The 17,322-nt window shown below is 63.2% G+C and carries 15 protein-coding genes; 8 read left to right on the top strand and 7 right to left on the bottom strand.

Annotated features, from left to right (window positions below; all coding sequences use genetic code 11):
* The first annotated feature begins 329 nt into the window (after positions 1-329).
* The gene (locus ACUYV6_RS12300; RefSeq protein WP_449278960.1) at positions 330-896 is read left to right on the top strand and encodes a hypothetical protein; all 567 of its coding nucleotides are present in this window, start codon (positions 330-332) and stop codon (positions 894-896) included.
* Positions 897-932: 36 nt separating this feature from the next.
* Here the strand turns inward: ACUYV6_RS12300 and ACUYV6_RS12295 are convergent, their stop codons facing one another.
* The 5 genes from ACUYV6_RS12295 to ACUYV6_RS12275 all read right to left on the bottom strand — a co-directional run bounded on the left by ACUYV6_RS12295 (position 933) and on the right by ACUYV6_RS12275 (position 8,288).
* Positions 933-1,274 carry a hypothetical protein gene (locus tag ACUYV6_RS12295; protein ID WP_449278959.1) on the bottom strand — a complete coding sequence of 114 codons (342 nt, stop codon included), beginning with the start codon at positions 1,272-1,274 and terminating at the stop codon, positions 933-935.
* A 202-nt stretch (positions 1,275-1,476) separates the two neighbouring features.
* Positions 1,477-4,968, bottom strand: a complete 3,492-nt coding sequence (gene mobF / locus ACUYV6_RS12290) for a MobF family relaxase (RefSeq protein ID WP_449278958.1) — start codon at positions 4,966-4,968, stop codon at positions 1,477-1,479.
* A gap of 151 nt (positions 4,969-5,119) precedes the next feature.
* Positions 5,120-6,019, bottom strand: a complete 900-nt coding sequence (locus ACUYV6_RS12285; protein WP_449278957.1) for an oxidoreductase — start codon at positions 6,017-6,019, stop codon at positions 5,120-5,122.
* A gap of 55 nt (positions 6,020-6,074) precedes the next feature.
* Positions 6,075-7,331, bottom strand: a complete 1,257-nt coding sequence (locus ACUYV6_RS12280; protein WP_449278956.1) for an MFS transporter — start codon at positions 7,329-7,331, stop codon at positions 6,075-6,077.
* A 135-nt stretch (positions 7,332-7,466) separates the two neighbouring features.
* Entirely contained in the window at positions 7,467-8,288 is an 822-nt protein-coding gene (locus tag ACUYV6_RS12275; protein WP_449278955.1) for a siderophore-interacting protein, read from the bottom strand.
* A 151-nt stretch (positions 8,289-8,439) separates the two neighbouring features.
* Here ACUYV6_RS12275 and ACUYV6_RS12270 point away from each other — a divergent pair, with 151 nt between their 5' ends.
* From ACUYV6_RS12270 to ACUYV6_RS12260, 3 genes are all read left to right on the top strand, one after another.
* Positions 8,440-9,039, top strand: coding sequence for a TetR/AcrR family transcriptional regulator C-terminal domain-containing protein (locus ACUYV6_RS12270; protein ID WP_449278954.1), 600 nt, complete (start codon positions 8,440-8,442; stop codon positions 9,037-9,039).
* An 873-nt stretch (positions 9,040-9,912) separates the two neighbouring features.
* Positions 9,913-10,464, top strand: a complete 552-nt coding sequence (locus ACUYV6_RS12265; RefSeq protein WP_449278953.1) for a TetR/AcrR family transcriptional regulator — start codon at positions 9,913-9,915, stop codon at positions 10,462-10,464.
* 10 nt (positions 10,465-10,474) lie between these two features.
* Positions 10,475-11,323, top strand: coding sequence for an NmrA family NAD(P)-binding protein (locus ACUYV6_RS12260; protein WP_449278952.1), 849 nt, complete (start codon positions 10,475-10,477; stop codon positions 11,321-11,323).
* A 91-nt stretch (positions 11,324-11,414) separates the two neighbouring features.
* Here the strand turns inward: ACUYV6_RS12260 and ACUYV6_RS12255 are convergent, their stop codons facing one another.
* On the bottom strand, positions 11,415-12,827 hold the full coding sequence (locus ACUYV6_RS12255) for an MFS transporter (RefSeq protein ID WP_449278951.1): 1,413 nt from the start codon (positions 12,825-12,827) through the stop codon (positions 11,415-11,417).
* A gap of 83 nt (positions 12,828-12,910) precedes the next feature.
* Between ACUYV6_RS12255 and ACUYV6_RS12250 the strand changes: the two genes are divergently transcribed.
* The gene (locus ACUYV6_RS12250; protein ID WP_449278950.1) at positions 12,911-13,582 is read left to right on the top strand and encodes a TetR/AcrR family transcriptional regulator; all 672 of its coding nucleotides are present in this window, start codon (positions 12,911-12,913) and stop codon (positions 13,580-13,582) included.
* A 73-nt stretch (positions 13,583-13,655) separates the two neighbouring features.
* Here the strand turns inward: ACUYV6_RS12250 and ACUYV6_RS12245 are convergent, their stop codons facing one another.
* Positions 13,656-14,495, bottom strand: a complete 840-nt coding sequence (locus ACUYV6_RS12245; RefSeq protein ID WP_449278949.1) for a LysR family transcriptional regulator — start codon at positions 14,493-14,495, stop codon at positions 13,656-13,658.
* A 70-nt stretch (positions 14,496-14,565) separates the two neighbouring features.
* Here ACUYV6_RS12245 and ACUYV6_RS12240 point away from each other — a divergent pair, with 70 nt between their 5' ends.
* From ACUYV6_RS12240 to ACUYV6_RS12230, 3 genes are all read left to right on the top strand, one after another.
* Positions 14,566-14,883 (top strand): hypothetical protein, encoded by a 318-nt coding sequence (locus ACUYV6_RS12240; protein WP_449278948.1) that lies wholly within the window; start codon positions 14,566-14,568, stop codon positions 14,881-14,883.
* Positions 14,880-15,143: a hypothetical protein gene (locus ACUYV6_RS12235; protein WP_449278947.1), complete on the top strand. Its 264-nt coding sequence runs from the start codon at positions 14,880-14,882 to the stop codon at positions 15,141-15,143. The genes ACUYV6_RS12240 and ACUYV6_RS12235 overlap by 4 nt, the downstream gene beginning before the upstream one ends.
* Before the next feature lie 647 nt (positions 15,144-15,790).
* Positions 15,791-17,311, top strand: a complete 1,521-nt coding sequence (locus tag ACUYV6_RS12230) for an MFS transporter (protein WP_449278946.1) — start codon at positions 15,791-15,793, stop codon at positions 17,309-17,311.
* Positions 17,312-17,322 lie beyond the last annotated feature (11 nt).

The following is a 17,322-nucleotide window of genomic DNA, read 5'->3' as shown; positions in this document are numbered from 1 at the left end:
TACCATCGCAGGCGTCGCCAGGCCCGTCTGGGCCGGTTGACGCCGATCGAGTTCGAGACCATCATGAACAACGACCTGGCCCTCGCGGCCTGATTAGAACTGTCACCTGTTCCTGCACCAGACCCCGCCAAAAGTTCCGATTGGGGTGCGAGGTCTAGCCACGGCTGGCCACCTCCGGCGTGGATTTCATGCGGAAGAGGACGGCTTGGTGGTCGTTGTGTAGCTGTTGGCACATCCGTCCAGTCTGTCGAGCGAGAGACTGCTCACCCTCGTAAGGGGCCTTGGTTCTGAAAGGTTGTCTCCGAAACACTGGCAGTAGCGTTTCTCTTATGGAAGTGGATCTTGAGGCGATGTACCGGATCCGTCTGCGCTCGCTCATGTGGGCAGCAGGCTTGTTGAAGGAGCTGCGCCATTCTCGTGACGTCGAGGCTGTGGCAGTGGCAGCGAACTGGGGACTCGATGCTGTGTACGACCTCTTCGAGGCTTACATCGTTATCGAGGGCATCCAGAAGAACATGAAGCAAGACGATGCTCTGCTGGAGTCGACCTCGGGCGAGGTAGTCGGCGGGCTAATGTTCGTACGCGGCGAGAAGACACATCGCGCGAGACGTGTTGATGCTCCCAGCCCGTTTAAGGATCTGCCATACGACTTCGCTGATCTCACCGACTGGACGTGGTCCAAGCTCACGGCCATACCGACCGACCGTCGTTACGCTCGGCGGGCAGAGTGGTATCAGCGGCACGTCCAGGATCGCCCGTTATGGGTGCCACTTGAATCTGCGGAGTATTGGTTTCTCACGAACTGGCCTGCGGAAGTCCCTCGCTCCGAGATCATTGAAACGTCCGACTGGGTGGAGGGTGTGCGCCCGTTCTATGACTCAATGTCCGACACGTGAGCTGCGGACTAGAAAGTGATGGCAAAGACTGCCGCGCTACTCAGGCTTGGGGTATCTGGAGCCTCTGTGCGACCGCATCTCACGTGTCCGTGCGCGAGCGAGCAGTACGAGGCTCCACGGGCCGAAGAACAGGAACTTCAGTGCATTCCAGAGGGCGAGGAAGAACACGAGGTAGAGCGATTTGCTCCAGCCCTGCTCGATAAGCCCGGTGCAGGTGACTGCGATTAGTAGGTAGACGATACCGAAGAGCATCGCGGGGATTCCCCATTTGAGGCCGCGTCGGGTGCGCAGCTTGTCGAGGAGGATGTTGGTGGGCATCCAGCCGCGCAGGAAGATGCGGGTGTGGATGCTGGCGTTCCAGAGTCTGTTCAGGAGCATGGTGTGGGCCTCGCTTTCGCACACAGGACTATCGCGGTGTGGCTGGTCCTGAGTGGTTGAGTGCCCGAGATACTTCTCGAACGGTCTGCCTCACCCCAGCTTGCGGGGATCGGCGCGTGGTTGCTCCTGCCACCATCAGGATACCCACCGCTCCAGCAAGAAGGAAGGCCCCGAGAGATGAGGCGCTTCTGCGTTGTGATATCTACAGCCTGCGCTCATCCCGTCGCTGCGCGACCTCTCGGGTGTGGTCGTCTGGAACTTGGTTCATGCGCGTGAGCGTCTCGCGGGCACGTTCGTAATCGATCCGCTGTGCGTCATCAGCGGGCACCGGCCCAAGAGCGCTTGTCGAGGTGATTCCCCACCGATCACGGTACGCGGCGACCACGCGAACCATCTTTTGCAAGGTCCCCTGGTCGAGATCTCCAAGCATGGGCAGCCACGGTGCGGGCTGCTCGATCGCGGCCTGGGTGAGCGCGTCAAGGCGTTCGCCCATGAGTTGCTCCCGTTCGTCCAGCGCTGTGCGCATGGCGGGGTCGGTGATGTCGGTGGCGCGTGGCACGAGTTCTGCGATGAGCCCGGTCGCGCGTCGCGGGCTGGGTGGGTAAGTGCTGGTGATCTTCTGGATCCGGTGCCGCAGCAGTGACCCGAGATCATCGACGCCATCGAGGTTCCCGGCCTGCACGACTCGCGGAAGCAGCTGCTCGATGTCGTGGCCTGCAGCTTCGAGGCGACGCAACTCGGTAGTGAGGATCCCAAACGACTCTGTCTCAACGAGTTCATCAACTACATCGGTGGTGAGCCCCCCGTGTTCGAGGAGGCTGGTCCAGCGGTGTTGCTGGGCTTCTTGGGCGATGGTTTCGTACTCTGCTGCGAGTTGCGCCAGCGATCCCCACGTTTCTTGCTCCGCGGTGATGGTGTCGTGCGCGGATGGTTCGGCACCGACGTGTTGCAGGATGCCGTAGAGGATGCTCCGGGCGGTCATGTGCAGGTCGTCGCGGTGCTGGTGCTCTTCGAGGTGGTGCTGGTCGGTGGCGATGTAGGCGCGGTTGGATTCCCGGCCACGGGTCATTGCGACGTAGAACGATTCGCGAGTCATTTCCGGCGACGTCACGATCGCGTGCGCCGTCGTCACGGTCAAGCCCTGCGCACGGTGCGCGGTAATCGCATACCCGAGTTCCACGTTCTCGGCGACATACGCGGCAGGCAGGGTAATCGTGGTGCACCATTTCGAGTGCGCTCGGCGCACAGTGAGTGATCCGTCATCATGCGCTCGGGTCACGGTCCAGCGGTCGCCGTTCTTCACCCAGCCCCGCCCGAGCGACAATCGCCGGTCATTCTTACGCGTGATGACCAGGTCACCACGCGAGGCATCGTTCCCGTCATGCAGCCGGATACCATCCAGCGCGACCTCGCCTGCAAGGATCCGATCGGTGCGAGCACGAGTATTGAGCTGAGAGACAGTGTCAAGGGTCTCCGCGATCAACACCGAAGTCTTCCCCACCGCTTGGTCTAGTTGCCAAGCTTGGTAAGCCTGCTCGAGAATCTCCTCGTACCCGCCGGGAGTGACGCGGTCGTGGGCGAGATACGTGTCAATGATGTCGGTATCGCCGATCCGTAGTCCGAGGGAGGCGTGTTTCTCCCAGTCATTTCGGAACCTGCGCACATCCAACAGCTCCGGGGCATCGTCCCGCTCACGCACCAACATCCCAAACGCCCCACCCGCATCAACGGCCGCGAGTTGCGCCCAGTCACCCACGAGCAGCACCTTCGCACCGACCGCGTTCGCGTGGGCGGTGATGGTGGCGAGGGCGAGGGTTCCTGCGAGGGATGCTTCGTCGATGATGACAAGCTGACCACGCGTGAGGTTCCAGTTGCCGTGGCGGTGTTCGTGGAGCCACTTCGCCGTGTTCTCCGTCGCCACTCCCAATTCACCCGCCAAGACTTCAGCTGCTGCAGCCGACGGCGCGAGTCCGATCACTGAGCTCTTGCTGTGGCGTCTTTCCCACGCCGCATGCAGGGCTCGCATGGTGGTGGTTTTCCCGGTCCCGGCGGGGCCGACGAGCACATCCAGGGTGCGGCCGGAGACGCCGATCTTCGCGATCGCCTGCTCCTGATCAAGCGACAACGTGTACCCATCCTTGTTCTCTGTACGGGCGGCCTGCTCGATCCACGCAAGCGGCACCGTCGGCGCAGTGCGATTCTCTGCCGCTGTAAGGAGCCGGTCTTCAGCCGCAAGGACCCGTTCGGAGGAGTACACAGTGGACGCTTTCGGGCGGAACACACTCGTGCCATCGGCCTGTTGGAATAGGGGTGGGCTCGACGCCAGCTCCGGCGGGGTCAACCGGAGGGATGCGTGTTCAGCGGCATCAACGATCTGCCGCGTGATGGTGTCACGCTCCTGGGCAGTGGCGAACCGCAAACCCATCGTCTGACGGACGGCTTCGGCGTGGAGGTTCCATCGCTTCCATGTCGCCCTCCGCTCACCTACCCGCTCCACCACGACCGCGGCTACCGCGTCGAGGTCATCGAGCGGGATGTCGTCAGCTCGTAGCAACGGATCAGCTGCGCTACTTGTGAGGAGTGCTGCGGCCCAGGTCGGTGCGTCCTCTCCGAGTACCTGGGTGGCTCGTTCACGCCACTGCGCGGTGAGGTCGCTCAGGGAGTGCTGTTGCTTGGGTGGTCGGGTTTCGAGAGTCGCCTGCTGCCGGAATTGCCACAGCAGCTTCGGTGACGGCTGCCTGCCATGCTTTTCGACATAGTCAGCGACGAGGCGGTCTTTGGCCTGCTCGATATCGCGGGTCCGGGAAGAGAATTCATCAATCAGCCCCTGCGAGACTCCGGTGATCTCCCACGCCGCCGGCCGGCCCGTACCCCGCTCGCGCGCTTCCCACCCCACCCCGAGTACCTGGGTGATCCTGTCGGCTAGAACGGCGTTGTAGTGCTCCGACAGCCCGGTCACTGCTGCGTGGAGTGCGCGGGAATCGAGGGTGCGCCACTTCCCATCCCGCACAGCTTGCACTCGGTTCGCGATCACCACATGGGTATGCAGCTGCGGATCAGACGCTCGTGAGTCGTAATGGTCATACGCAGCCGCAAGCACACCCCGCACCGGTACCTGAGCGACCGCGCCACGCGGACCCTTCGCGCCCACCCTCGTCGCAGCGACATCCCGCTCCAGCAACTCGATGACCTCCTGGATCGCGGTGTGGTGTGCCTGCGCAATCAACGCTTGAGTTCCACCGTCAGCGACCGCCCAAAGCGTGGAGACGGACTTCGGGACGGAGAAGGTGAGATCGAAACCAGCGACAGGCGCACCAGTCGGCTTCGCTGCTTCCTCAGCCTCGATCAACCTGACCTGGGTCGCACGCTCTTCAGCCGTGAGCGTCTCGGGGAGTTTCTCGATTCGACGCTGAACCCGCTCCGTAGGAGTGGCGAACTTCCGGTACGGACGACCAAGCTGCCCACCCGTGCTCGGGTCCTGCCCGTAACCCATAAGCCGCCGCAACTGCTCCTCAGACACAGAATCCCCGTTAATGAGATCACCGGAGAGACCTGAAAGGCCCGACCCGATCCATGTACCGGGCGGGGTCCCAGATTCTTGGTAGTACCTGATCAGTGCTGCGGCAGCATCACGGTCACCATCTCCGTTGACGACGGAGTTCAGTAGGTACCGGTAGCCATGCCCGGCAGTCATCACTCTGATTGAGACCGTCACATGGCGTAGGTACGAACGCTCGAGGCCAGGAGTTGTAGGAGTGTGACGTTCTCGGGACTCGGTTCCGTGTCAGTCCTCAGGCAAGCGGCCGGTCTCGGCTGGCAACCGCCTGACGGTCATCGGGCGTGCGTCACGCGGGGCCGTCGCTGGTCGCGGCGAGGAGGGTGGTGATCACGTCACCGATCGGTGTCGGGATGCCGTGGGCTCGGCCGAGGCGGGATATGACGCCGTTACGGATGTCCCATTCCAGCGGGCGTGAGGCTTCGCGGTCGGTGAGGATCGAGGTGCTCATGTCGGCGGGGAATGCTTGGAAGCGGGCGAGGATCTCCGTGGGGGTGTCTGCGTGGAGGCGTGCGCCCTCGGCGCGGGCGACCGCGAGGCACTCGTGGAGGTAGGCGACGGTGAGGTGCGCGACGTCGGCCCGGGCATACATTCCGGAGCGTCGACCGGTGAGGGCCATCAGTCCAGCGGCGGCGTTCTGAAGCAGCTTGCGCCATGCGACCGAGAGAAAGTCATCGGCGAGTTCCACGCAGCAGCGCGTACCTTGTAGGAGGTCGGCTACCCGTTGAGCGTCGCTCGTATTCGGCAGGGTGAGTCGGGCGTCGCCACGCAGGAGCACGGCGCTATCGGGGTGAGCCTGTGCGGGGAACCACACCACAGACGGAATGATCGCCGTTCCCTGAGGAAGAAGCGGGGAGACCATGCGGACCTGCTCCACACCATTCTGGAGGACGCACACCGCTGTCCCGGTTCGGCACAGCGCTCGCAGCCACGCTGCGGCGGCGTCGATCTGCGTGGCTTTGACAGCGAGGAACACCACGTCGACGGGGCCGGCCACCTCTCGCGGATCGGCAACCACCGGGCCGGGAACCAAGATGCGCGTATCGGCGGTGATGAGTTCCAGGCCCTCTCGTGCAGTCCGACCGTACAGGCGGGGCGTGCGTCCCGCCTCGTGCAAGGAGGCCGCGACCGTCGTACCGATGGCGCCGGGACCGACGACGGCTGTTACTGCGTTCGGCGCCGTGTTCACGCTCATCTCCTTCGCACAGGTCTCGCGTCTGTTCGGTAGAAGCCTATGGGTAGCATCATGCGCGGGGTCCGTTGTCGATAGCCCGACTTCGCCCGCTGAGGTATCCAAGGGCAGCGAGGATGATGCTGATGGCGACCAGTCCGGCCAGTATCGGTGTCCAGTCGCCCGTGGCGTCGTGGAGGGCGCCGAAGGCGAGGGGGCCTGCGGCGGCGACGAGGTAGCCGAGGGTCTGGGCCATGCCGGACAAGCTCGCGGCTTGGCTGTGGTGCGTGGTGCGCAGGCCGAAGAACGATAGGGCGAGGACGACGTTTATTCCTGCTGCGAACCCAAGTACGCAGATCCAGGCCAGTGCGAGTTGCGGTGCGAAGTAGATTCCCGCGAGTCCGGCGGCGATGAGGAGTGGGCCGGTGACCGCGAGAAGTCGTTGGTCTCGCATTCGGGGGATCATGACGGCGCAGACGAGACTCGCGAGCACTCCGAGCGCGTTGAGGACGAACTGGTGGATGTTGATCTCATAAGCACGGATTCCGGCAGCGGCTTCGATGGAAGGCAGCCAGGTGATCAGGCTGTAGAAAATCAGGGACTGCAGTCCCATGAACAAGGTCACCTGCCAGCCGAGCAGGCTCATCCATGGGGAGCGCCACGTCGCGTGATGCGCTTTCGGGAGCTCGAGTGCGATGTCTTCTTCGGAAGCGGCGAGCACGGTTCGCCTGCGCAGCTGCGGCGCGAATACCCCGAGGCTGATGAGCGCAAGCCCGGCCCACATTCCCAGTGGGAGTCTCCATCCGAGGGCGGTCGCCCCGGCGAGCGGCGCTGCAATTCCTGCTGCCACCGCTGCGAAGGTCGACTGCAGGGCGGAGTATCCGCCGGTGACTTGCGCGATCTTGTTCGGGAAGTCGCGTTTGATGAGTGCCGGGAGGACGACGTTGAGGATCGCGATGGCCACCCCAATGAGGACGGTCCCGATCCACAGCAGTGCCAGTGGTGGTGTGGAGCGGGTGATGAGTCCTGCGATGAGGAGGAGCAGGCTCATCCCGATCGTGCGTTCGAGCCCGAGTCGGTGAGCGATGCGCGGGGCGATGGGTGACACGAGCGCGAACGCCACCAGCGGCAGGCTGATGAGCGCTGACGAGAGCAGCGCGCTGATCTGGGTGGAGCGTGCGATCTCCGGCAGCACCGGGCCGACAGTGGTGATGGCCGCACGCAGGTTACCCGCGACAAGCAGGATCCCGATAAGAACCAGCAGGGCCGACGGGCGGATACGTGCCCGCCGCGGATGGGTGGATGTGGGCAGGGTGTCAGTGTGAAGCATCGTGTCTTTCTTGAAAGCTGGATCCGCAGATCATTCGATCGTCGTCGGCTGTAGTGCAGGGCCCCGCAGCGATGATGAGGTTCGTGTACTCAGGGCAGGTGGCCTAGATCCAAAGCGGAGGAGGACGTCCGCTCATCACTGCCGTTTCCAGTAATTCCCTGCGTGGATCGCACTGCGGGGCACACCGGCCCGGCGGAGGCGTGTGACGAGTTCGTGTGTGAAAGAGCGCTCCCCCGCGATGCCGACGAGGTCAGGAACCAGAGGGAGTCTGCGTGCGAGAATCGTTGATGCGAACGCGTCCCCTGAGGCGCTTTGCTCGCCCTGCGTCGGTACAGCGACGACCGTGACGTGGTCGGCGGATCCATTTACTTCTGTCGCAGCCACCGTGCGGGGAACGTACAACGTTGTCGGCACCGCTGACGGGGTCTCTGCCGCGACAGCGAGAGCTGCGGGAGCGCCTGCCTCATCGGCAATGAGCACCTGCCACCGGGTGCCGACGGGGACATGGTAGCGGCGCCCGTTGTCGATGACACCGACCGTGGACCCGAGCGATGCATCCTCGGCCCAGATACTGAGCGGACTCTCGCCGTGCAGCAAGATGTCGAAGTCGATCTCTAGCGCGTCCGCGCGGTAGCCACTGACCGTGAGACGTCGACGGAGTGGGCGGGTAAGCGCTGCTGCGAACCCCCACTGCGATGCTGCGCTCCATGGATCCGCGATCATCGGCACCATGTAACGCCAGGCTTCTTCCTCAGGCCAAGGGATCAGCAGCGTGCATCGCTGATCCCCGCCCTGGTAACGGAAACTCTCTAGGCCGAACCCGCCCAGGGTCACGCGGACCGCACTTTCCCCGATCGGACGACGCTCCACGAGCGTCAACTCATGCCTGCGTCCGAGGAGGGGGCGCCTATCCCATGGCGGAGTGCGGCGGCGATCGCCGCTGTGGAACGAAGACATGGAGTTCACCTTTCTGGACCGGCGACACTCATCGCCTACTTGATTAGGACACCCTAACTTTAACTTGATTAGGATACCCTATCTGTGAACGAAAGCGCACACCGAGCAAGGGAGGGCGAGGATGCCGCCACGCAGACACACCCGTCAGGACGTGATCGACGCGGCGCTCGAGCTGCTGAACGAACATGGCTTGGACGCGGTCACCATCCGCGAAGTCGCCAGACGCATGCGGGTCAACGTGAACACCGTTTCTTTCCAAGTCGGGACAAAAGCCCGCCTGCTCGGACTGATGTCAGACGCTGTGCTGGCACATCTCTCCTTGGAAGAACTGCCCGAGGACGGGTTTCAGCGAGCAGAGGAAATCCTCCGCCGCTACCGGCACACCCTGCTGACATACCGCGACGGTGCACGCCTCACCGCAGGCAACACGCCGTTCGAGGAGCACACACGGGACTTCACCGAGGAACTCGTAACCGCCCTCAGCACCGCTGGCGTGCCCGATAAGGAAAGCGCGCACGGCATGTGGGCACTGTTCTACTTCCTGCTCGGCATCACCCAAGAACAACAAGCCGCACAAACACAAGCCGCCACAGAAGAAGCTCCACCCGCCGACAGATACCCCACTCTGCACCGCCTCCACCCGCACCTGTTCTCCGCAGACTTCGACGCACGCTACGACTTCGGTGTCACCGCCATCCTCGACCACCTCCGTCAAAGCATCCCGATACGAGAACAACCGATGGAGAGCTGAAGGCTTCGGCGCGATCGCGCTGATTACTTGCTCATGACAGCAAGACAGGGGCCTCTACCACCCGCGGCCGATACACTTCCCCTTGGTTAAAGCCAGTCAAGACGGAGCTATTCTTGCTCCCCTACGGGGTTCCAGACTCTAGGTAGTACCTAGTCGGAGCTGCGGCAGCATCGCGATCGCCGTCTCCGATCACGACGGAGTTCAACAGATAGCGGTACCCAGTACCGGCAGTCATCACTCTGATCGAAACCGTCACACGAACCAGGTGCGCCTCTGAGCGGGGCAACGGTGCAGGCCCGAATCGACCCGAGGTGAGCGTAGACAGAGCAGTGCTTTGGAACGTCGGACGACACGGGCGTTTGAACGGTCGACTGTCGGCTCAGCTCGTCTCCGCAGACGATAGTTACGCGAACCGACGATGCGGCCGGGAGCGATGGGGGTTGCGCTGTGAGGTCTGAGTTCCGTCGAGATAGCGAGCCCCGCGAGTCAAGCGGGGCCAGTTGTTTGTGCAAGGAACTTCAGCTCACCGACGTTCGCGTCGACAACACGCTTGGACTATGGGCCGCGGCGCTGTAACTACTCTGCAGGCCCTCGCGATGCGCAGCACAGCACCGCCCGCGAGGTCCAAATGATAGACGAGCGCTAGCGTTCCCACCACCACTCCTCGCGCGGAGAAGCTGGGGCCTTTTGCCCGACCTCATGGCCGTTGGAGCGAATCTTCGTTGAACGAATCGTTCGACACATGAAGCAATCTAGATCTTGAGCTCGGAAGATGGGAGCACCTTAGCACCGCGCCAGTTGGAAGCCTCCTCTCTCCGACGGACAACCCGCTCAACTTTAGCGATTTACGCTAGTGAGTGTATAGTCACTCACATGTCAGATCGATCACTTTCCAACGCAGCCGACCGTCGCTCCACAATCGTGAGCGCCGCCCTCACATCGTTTTCGCGCGGAGGCTATGCGGGCACGACCGTCGCCGATATCGCGAACGAGGCCGGGATCTCAAGTGCATACGTGCTCAAACTGTTCGGCGGGAAGGAGGCGTTGTTCGTCGTTGCGCTCGCGAGGTGTTTCGAACGCATCGAAGAGACGCTGGCGGCTGTTCGTGAGGACGGGACGCCGGTCGCGATCCTCGACGCGATGGGCGACGCCTACGCCGACCTCATCTCGGATCGCACGCTGCTCCTGATCCAGGTGCACGCCCAGTCCGTCGCGACGACTCCCGCGATCGGTGATGCGCTGCGCACCGGCCTAGCCCGTATCACCCGTTTCGCGAAACAGCGATCCGGAGCAGAGGACCGCGATGTGCAGCGGTTCATGGCCTACGGGCAGCTTTGTCATCTTGTGGTGACGTCCGGCATCTCGGACGTCGATGCCGATTGGGCGCATATCTTGACCGACGGCCTCCGTCACCCCGAGATCTGAAGGAGAAGTCATGTCCAGCACACCCGACATCCTCGTTACCGGAGCCACCGGTTCGACCGGTCGCGCCACTGTCGACGCCCTTGCCGCGCGCGGTGTCCTGTTTCGCCCGATGTCCCGGAGCCAGTCGTCCGCCGAGTTCGCCGTGCAGGCCGATCTCGACGACGCCGATGCCGTTCGAGCGGCACTCCGTGGGATCCGAGCCGCATACTTGGTGACGCCGTCGACCGAACGTGCCGAGGCGCAGCAGAAGCAGTTCATCGATCTTGCGGTCGAAGCCGGAGTGCGCCACATCGTGCTGCTGTCGCAGCTCGGATCCGTCGTCGATTCCCCGGTGCGCTTCCTGCGGTATCACGCGGCCGTGGAGGACCATGCGTTCGCGTCGGGTCTTGAGGTCACGGCGTTGCGTCCCAACCTGTTCATGCAGGGTCTGTTCGCTGTGTCCAGCATCGTGAAGTCCGCCGGGGTGCTCCCGGCACCGATCGGCGATGCACGGGTGAGCCTCGTCGACGTGCGCGACATCGGCGAGATGGCCGCGCACGCGTTGCTTTCCTCTGTTCCCCTGGGCGTCCAGACGCTCACAGGGCCTGAATCGCTCACTCATTCCGACCTCGCCGACCACCTGTCGTCCGCGACTGGCGACGAGATCCGCTTCGAAGCCGTTCCGCCTGTGAAGTTCGGTGAGATGCTCACCGGCGTTCTCCCGCCATGGCAGGTGGATGGTCTGCTCGAGGACTATGCCCACTACGCGCGAGGCGAGGCCGCCGAGCTTTCGTCGGCGGTTCCTGACGTGCTCGGGCGTCCGGCGCGTAGCTTCGCGGACTTCGCGAACGAGCACGCGGCGGCCTTCCGGAGGGAGTGACGCGCGCATAGACGAAGCGGTAGCGGCGAGGTGAGTCCTCGTCGCTACCGCTTTGTTGTGACGCCCCTTCGATACGGGCCTCGCTGGCTCTCTACTCCTCGATGGCGACTGCCGCGCGCGGAAGCAGCGGCACGGCCAGGAGACACAGCGCAGCGACGACGAGGATCACGATGAGCGTGGTCGTCATCGCTGCGACGGTGCCGCTGGCGAGGGTGCCGATGAAGATCGTGGTGACAAGGGCAGAGCCGATGCCGTTCGCGATCTGCTGGATGGCGCTGAGGGAACCGCTGGCGGAGCCGGCCTCTTCGGGCTGCAGGTTGCCAAGGGCGGTGTTGAAGACCGAGTTGAAGCAGATTCCTGCGGCGATCCCGAGAAGGCTGGTCGCGATGAGGTTCTGCCACCAGGTCACGTGGATTCCGGAAGCGAGCACGAACACGAGCAGCAGGCCGGTGCCGAGGAGTGTGGTGAGCATGCCGATGAGCACGAGTCGCCGGCCGAGCTTCAGGATGAGCGCGTTAGCGATGCCGGAGCCGGCCATGATGCCGACGGTGAGCGGGATGAGGTTGAGGGATGTCTCGGTCGGGGTGTAGCCGAGGCCGAATTGGAAGAAGAGGCTGATGACGTACATCAGTCCGCTGAAGCTCGCGAAGACGCAGAGTCCGACGATGAGCCCGGATGTGAAGCCGCGGTTGGCGAGAAGACTGCGCGGGAGAAGTGGTTCGTCGGCGCGAGCCTGCCGCCATCCGAACAGCGCCAGGAGTACGACTCCGACGATAACGCTACTGATCGTGAGTGCGTTCCATCCGTCCGACGAACCGGTGACGAGCCCGAACAGCAGGCCGAACAGCGCGAGCGCGAGCAGGACGCTGCCGATCAGATCGATGCGCGTCGAGCGGTGCGCGGGCACGACGGGCAGGTAGCGGAGGGCAAGGAGGAGAGCGATGCCTCCGAGAACGATGTTGATGAGGAAGATCGGACGCCAACCCAGCCCGAACATGTTGGCATCGATGATCAGCCCGCCGAGGATGGGGCCACCGACAGCGAACACGCCGAGCAACGGCGCGAAGACAGCGAACGCCTTCTGCAGCATGGGCTTCGGGAACGTCGCCGCCATGATGGCCATACCCTGCGGGATCAGCAGAGCACCGAATGCTCCCTGCACGACCCGAGCAGCGATCAGCACTCCGGCGGACGGAGCAAACCCCGCAAGAGCAGAACCGACGACGAAACCGATGAGGCCCGTGAGGAACGTGCGTCGTTGGCCGAACTTGTCTCCGATGCGTCCGCCGAGGACGAGGAGAGAGCCCAGCGCGAGCGCGTAGGACGCGCCGAGCCACGGGATGACGCTTTCGCTCACCCCGAGTTCCTTCACGATCGAGGGGGCTGCGACGTTGGCGATCGTCGCATCCATAAGGTCCATCGCATCTGCGAGGAGGACGACGATCAGGGTCAGCCAAACGGCTCGCGTGGACAGGGGTGGCGTTTCAGCGGTGGTGGTGGTCATGGAGACTCCAATCTCAAGTAACGAACATGATCGTAGCGAACACGTTCGTTACGATCAAGATCGTTGTTGGTAGAATCGGTGCCATGACGACGCGGACACCCATCAGCAGGCGCGAACGCCCTGCCAAGCCGGCCCTTTCACGCGAGGCGATCGTTGCGGCTGCACGCCTCGTTCTGGAGCGCGACGGCGCGGACAAGCTCACAATTCGCCGAGTCGCCGACGAGCTGGACACCGGCCCCGCCTCGCTGTACGTCTACGTGAAGAACGTCACCGTCCTACACGCCCTCTTGATCGACGGGTTGCTCGCCGACCTTGACCTCGCGTGGGACGAGGTAGAACCGTGGCGCGAACGCCTCCACCGCGTCGTCGAGGATTACATCAACCTCCTCACCGCTCACGGGAACCTCGCCCGCTCGGCGATGTTCGTCTGGCCCGACGGGCCCCACTACCTCAGCCTGATCGACCTGCTTCTGAGGCTCTTGCGTTCCGGCGGCATCGGTGACCAGCCCGCGGCGTGGGGCATCGACCTTCTCCTTCAGCACGCAAGCGTCACCGCCGCCGAATGGGCAGCACGTGCTTCCGGCACCGGCCAGGAAGTCAGCGAGCTTGCCACCGCGCTCGCTTCGGCCGACCCTCAGCGCCAGCAGACCCTCGCGACGTTCCCCACGGCGGCGTTCACGCAAGGAAGTCCCGAAGAGCGCCACCGTTGGGCACTCGATGTCCTTCTCGACGGCATAACGAGATCCGAGCCCTGAGGAGAACTCCAGATCACACCAGCCATGCTCTCGGTCCCGGCGAGTAGATCGAGCCCAGCTGGTCGCTTCGAACTCAGGTCGGAGGTGACATCTCTCTTGCCGCACGCATGAGAGCAGCAACAGACTCCCGCGGATCGGTTTCCCGGCACCCGACAACTATCGAGCTGCGCCCGGCATCGCGCACAGGCACACAAGCGATTCCTTCGGGTGGTCGCCCAACCAGCGACCGGGGAAGAACAGCAACCGCCCGACCGATCCAGACCAAGGGGATCAGCTCAGCAACGGTACTGATTGCGGGCCCAGCAATGCCGTCGTCCAGCCCTTTCCAGCGCGGCGACGACTCACCGTCGAGGTCACCGAGGGTGAGGCTGTCGCGTTCCGCCAGCCGATGGTCAGCGCGGAGTACTGCCACGCGATCTTCGAGGTGCAGAAGTACCGTCTTCAGACCATCTGTGTTTTCGAATGGCGTGTACAGCAACGCTGCGTCAGCTTGCCCGGATCGCACGAGCTCCGCCCGCTCGGGACCTGGATGGAACAGAATGTCGACCTGCCTGGCACCAGGATGAGCCGCATACTCACCCAGCAGTTCCGACAGCAATCCCGCATCTCCTCCCGGCTTCAACGCCAGCCTGAGAGCGTCGACCTCCCCCGCCTGACGAGCAGCCTGCACGGCCATAGTCATCGCGCCGAGCGCGTGCCGACCGCTCTCAAGAAGGGCCTTACCTGCACTAGTGAGCGCCACGGTCCGACTCGTTCTCGTGAACAGCTGAACTCCTATGCGCCGCTCGATGCGCTGGATGGCCTTGGACAGCGCCGGCTGGGCGATACGCAGGATCTCGGCCGCGCGGCCGAAGTGCAGCTCGTCGGCGACCGTGAGGAAGTACCGCAGCTCTCGAACCTCCAGGTCATCCATTCCTCCAGGTTATCACTCTGGCTCACGGAGGTATTGGACGAATCCGACTAATTGATGCTGTAGTTGAAGCATGTTTACACACACAATGCTCGTCTCCTTCGCCGAATCAATCTCCAAAACCGATCTGGACCAGTTCCTTGCAGACATCGAAGCGGCCATGAAAGACACGGGCGTGGTTCGGAAACTCACGTCCTACAACCATGTCCCCACACCCGGCGAGGACGCGATCCCAGCGTTCATCGCCACCGCAGTGCTCAATTTCACCGTCGAGGCACGCGACGACCTTGCGACCTTGTTTGCGGCCCCCGGTGCGGTTGAGGTGATCCACAAGTGGCAGGCCACCCACCCGTACAAGGTGGCCTGGGTCAACTACGAAGCCCACGCATGACCGAAGCCGACATAGAAGGGCAGGAGCGCCTCTTCCGCCCTGACAATTCACCGCCGCCGAGGTACAAGCTGGCGGTGATCAACTGGATCTCGGCATACCCGCTCATTACGCTCCTGCTGTGGATTGGCCAGCCGCTGATCCGGCAGGTACCGGTCTACGTCACCACACTCGTCCTGTCTTTGACCCTTGTCTGCCTCCTCACGTTCATCATCATGCCGATAATGATGAGGCTGTTTTCGCGTTGGCTCCAAGAAAAGTAAAGACCCTCATGGCCCTCGGCTCAGTCATCAATGCTGCAGCCGGGGGCCTCATTCATGCCCGCACCGAGTTCGCACAGGCGAATTGTAGACAGTCGCCTGTCCACGCAGCAGACCCGACCAACATGGGAGCACCTCGGCACAACACCCAGTCGGGAGCCGCCTCTCGCCGACAGAAAGACCGCTTGACTTAACTGATCCACGGACGGTGGATGTAAAGCCACTCTTCGCCCGCAGGTCGCTGGGTGTCGACGCACGCATCGTCGACGTGACAACCAACATTGTCATCGTGAGAGCCTCCGAAGACGTTGCAAAGCCGACCGACTCCTATCGATGGTCGGTCAGCAGGAACCGGCAGCCGGGTCCGGAGGATCCCATCGATCACCCGGTTGCTCTCCCGTTTCGCGTCCATAACGATACTGGCGTGCTCTCTCGAGGCCTCGATCACGCTGCACGCGCGAAGACATGGTGTCGGGTAAACAATGATGTTATGGTGTCCTTACCAAGTTTGATCAGTGAGCGCGTCCTCGTGATGGCAGCACGCTGACTCCGGCATCAGAATCCGGCACCGACGCCCCTACGTCTCACTCCTGACGATTCAGGGACAATACGGACTCGCTGCCGCCCCGGCACGGAAAGTCGAAGTAACAATGGACAACTCAGGCGCGCCTCGCGCACGCACAGGCATCGTTCTGACCGCAGTGGTGCTGGCGAACTCAGCCGTATTGCTCGGAACGACCATCCTCAATGTCGCGCTGCCGCGAATGACCAGCGCTCTCGATCTCAGCAACACGTCCCAGCAATGGGTGTTGAACAGCTATACCTTGACGTTTGCGGGTTTCTTGCTGATTGCCGGAGCGTTCGGAGATCGCTTTGGGCTTCGTCGGATGCTACTGGTCGGGCTCGCTGGCTTCATCGTGACAACGGCCTTGGCGAGTTTGCCGCTGTCTGTGTCGTTCATCATCGCGATGAGAGCGCTGATGGGTATGTTCGCTGCGGCGATCATGCCAACGACGTTGGCGATTATCACGCGGACGTTTGTCGGCCCGCGCCGTGGACGAGCGATCGCGATATGGGCGGCGCTCTCCGGCGCGGCGATCTCTGCCGGCCCCCTGCTAGGCGGCTTCCTTCTCAGCATGGGGCTGTGGTGGGGTTCACTCCTCATCCTCGTCGCGGTCATTGCTCTCGTGGCATTCGTCCTCTCGCTGATCGGGGTGCGATTGAATGCGCCCGACGGGAAAGCCCCGTCCACGCGGTTCCTGCCTGTGGCGGTTTCGGTCGCAGGCATCGTCTTGCTCGTGTGGGGCGTACTCAACGGCGGTGAGCATGGGGAATGGCTGGCCTGGAGCACGCTGCTGCCGTTGGCCGCAGGCGTTCTGGTCCTCGCGGCACTGGCGACCGTTGAGGCACGTGCAACAAGTCCCGTCGTCGATGTTCGTCTACTCGGGCGGGCCCGGTTCTCGGTACCGGTGATCGCGCTGGGCTTGGGATCCTTCGTGATCTTCGGCTATCTCTACATCGCAACGTTCTATCTGCAGGTCGAGCTCGGGTTCACCCCTTTCGAAACAGGTCTAGCTTTTTTGCCGCAGTCCGTTGCGATGTTGCTGGGATCGCCGCTCTCGCATCGGCTCTCCCTGCGAATCGGTCAGCGAGCGACGATGATCATCGGCCTGGCGTTGAGCACGGGCGGCTTCGTAGGGCTGGCGCTGGTCACGGTGAACACACCGCTGGTGTGGTTCCTCGCGGACATGTTCGTCGTGGCATTCGGATTCGCCCTCGTACTCACCACCGGCACCACCGCGGCCATGTCAGCAGTTCCGGAAGATCGGAGCGGTGCGGGGTCGGCATTACTCAACACGATCCGGCAGCTGGCCAGCGCCCTGGGCGTCGCGACGTTGGGCTCGGTTCTCTGGTCGCAATACCGCAGCAGCATCTCACCCGAGCTGACGGAATTGGGTACCGAGGAACGCATCGCGGCTGCGGAGTCGCTTGGAGCAACGCTGCAGACCGTCGCCGCAGATGAGCGCCTCATCTCCGCCGCGCACGGCGCTTTCGACTCCGCGATGGCACTGACGGCGATCATCGCCGCTGCATTGTCGCTCGTCGCAACAGTGATCGCGCTGATCTCGCGCGGTCGACTCGAAGAGCCGAACCCGCCGACGATGCGATGACGAAGGCCACC

Source organism: Leucobacter sp. GX24907 (assembly GCF_053567335.1).
Note: the sequence above shows the minus strand (reverse complement) of the source record. Positions and strands in the feature narration are given on the sequence as shown.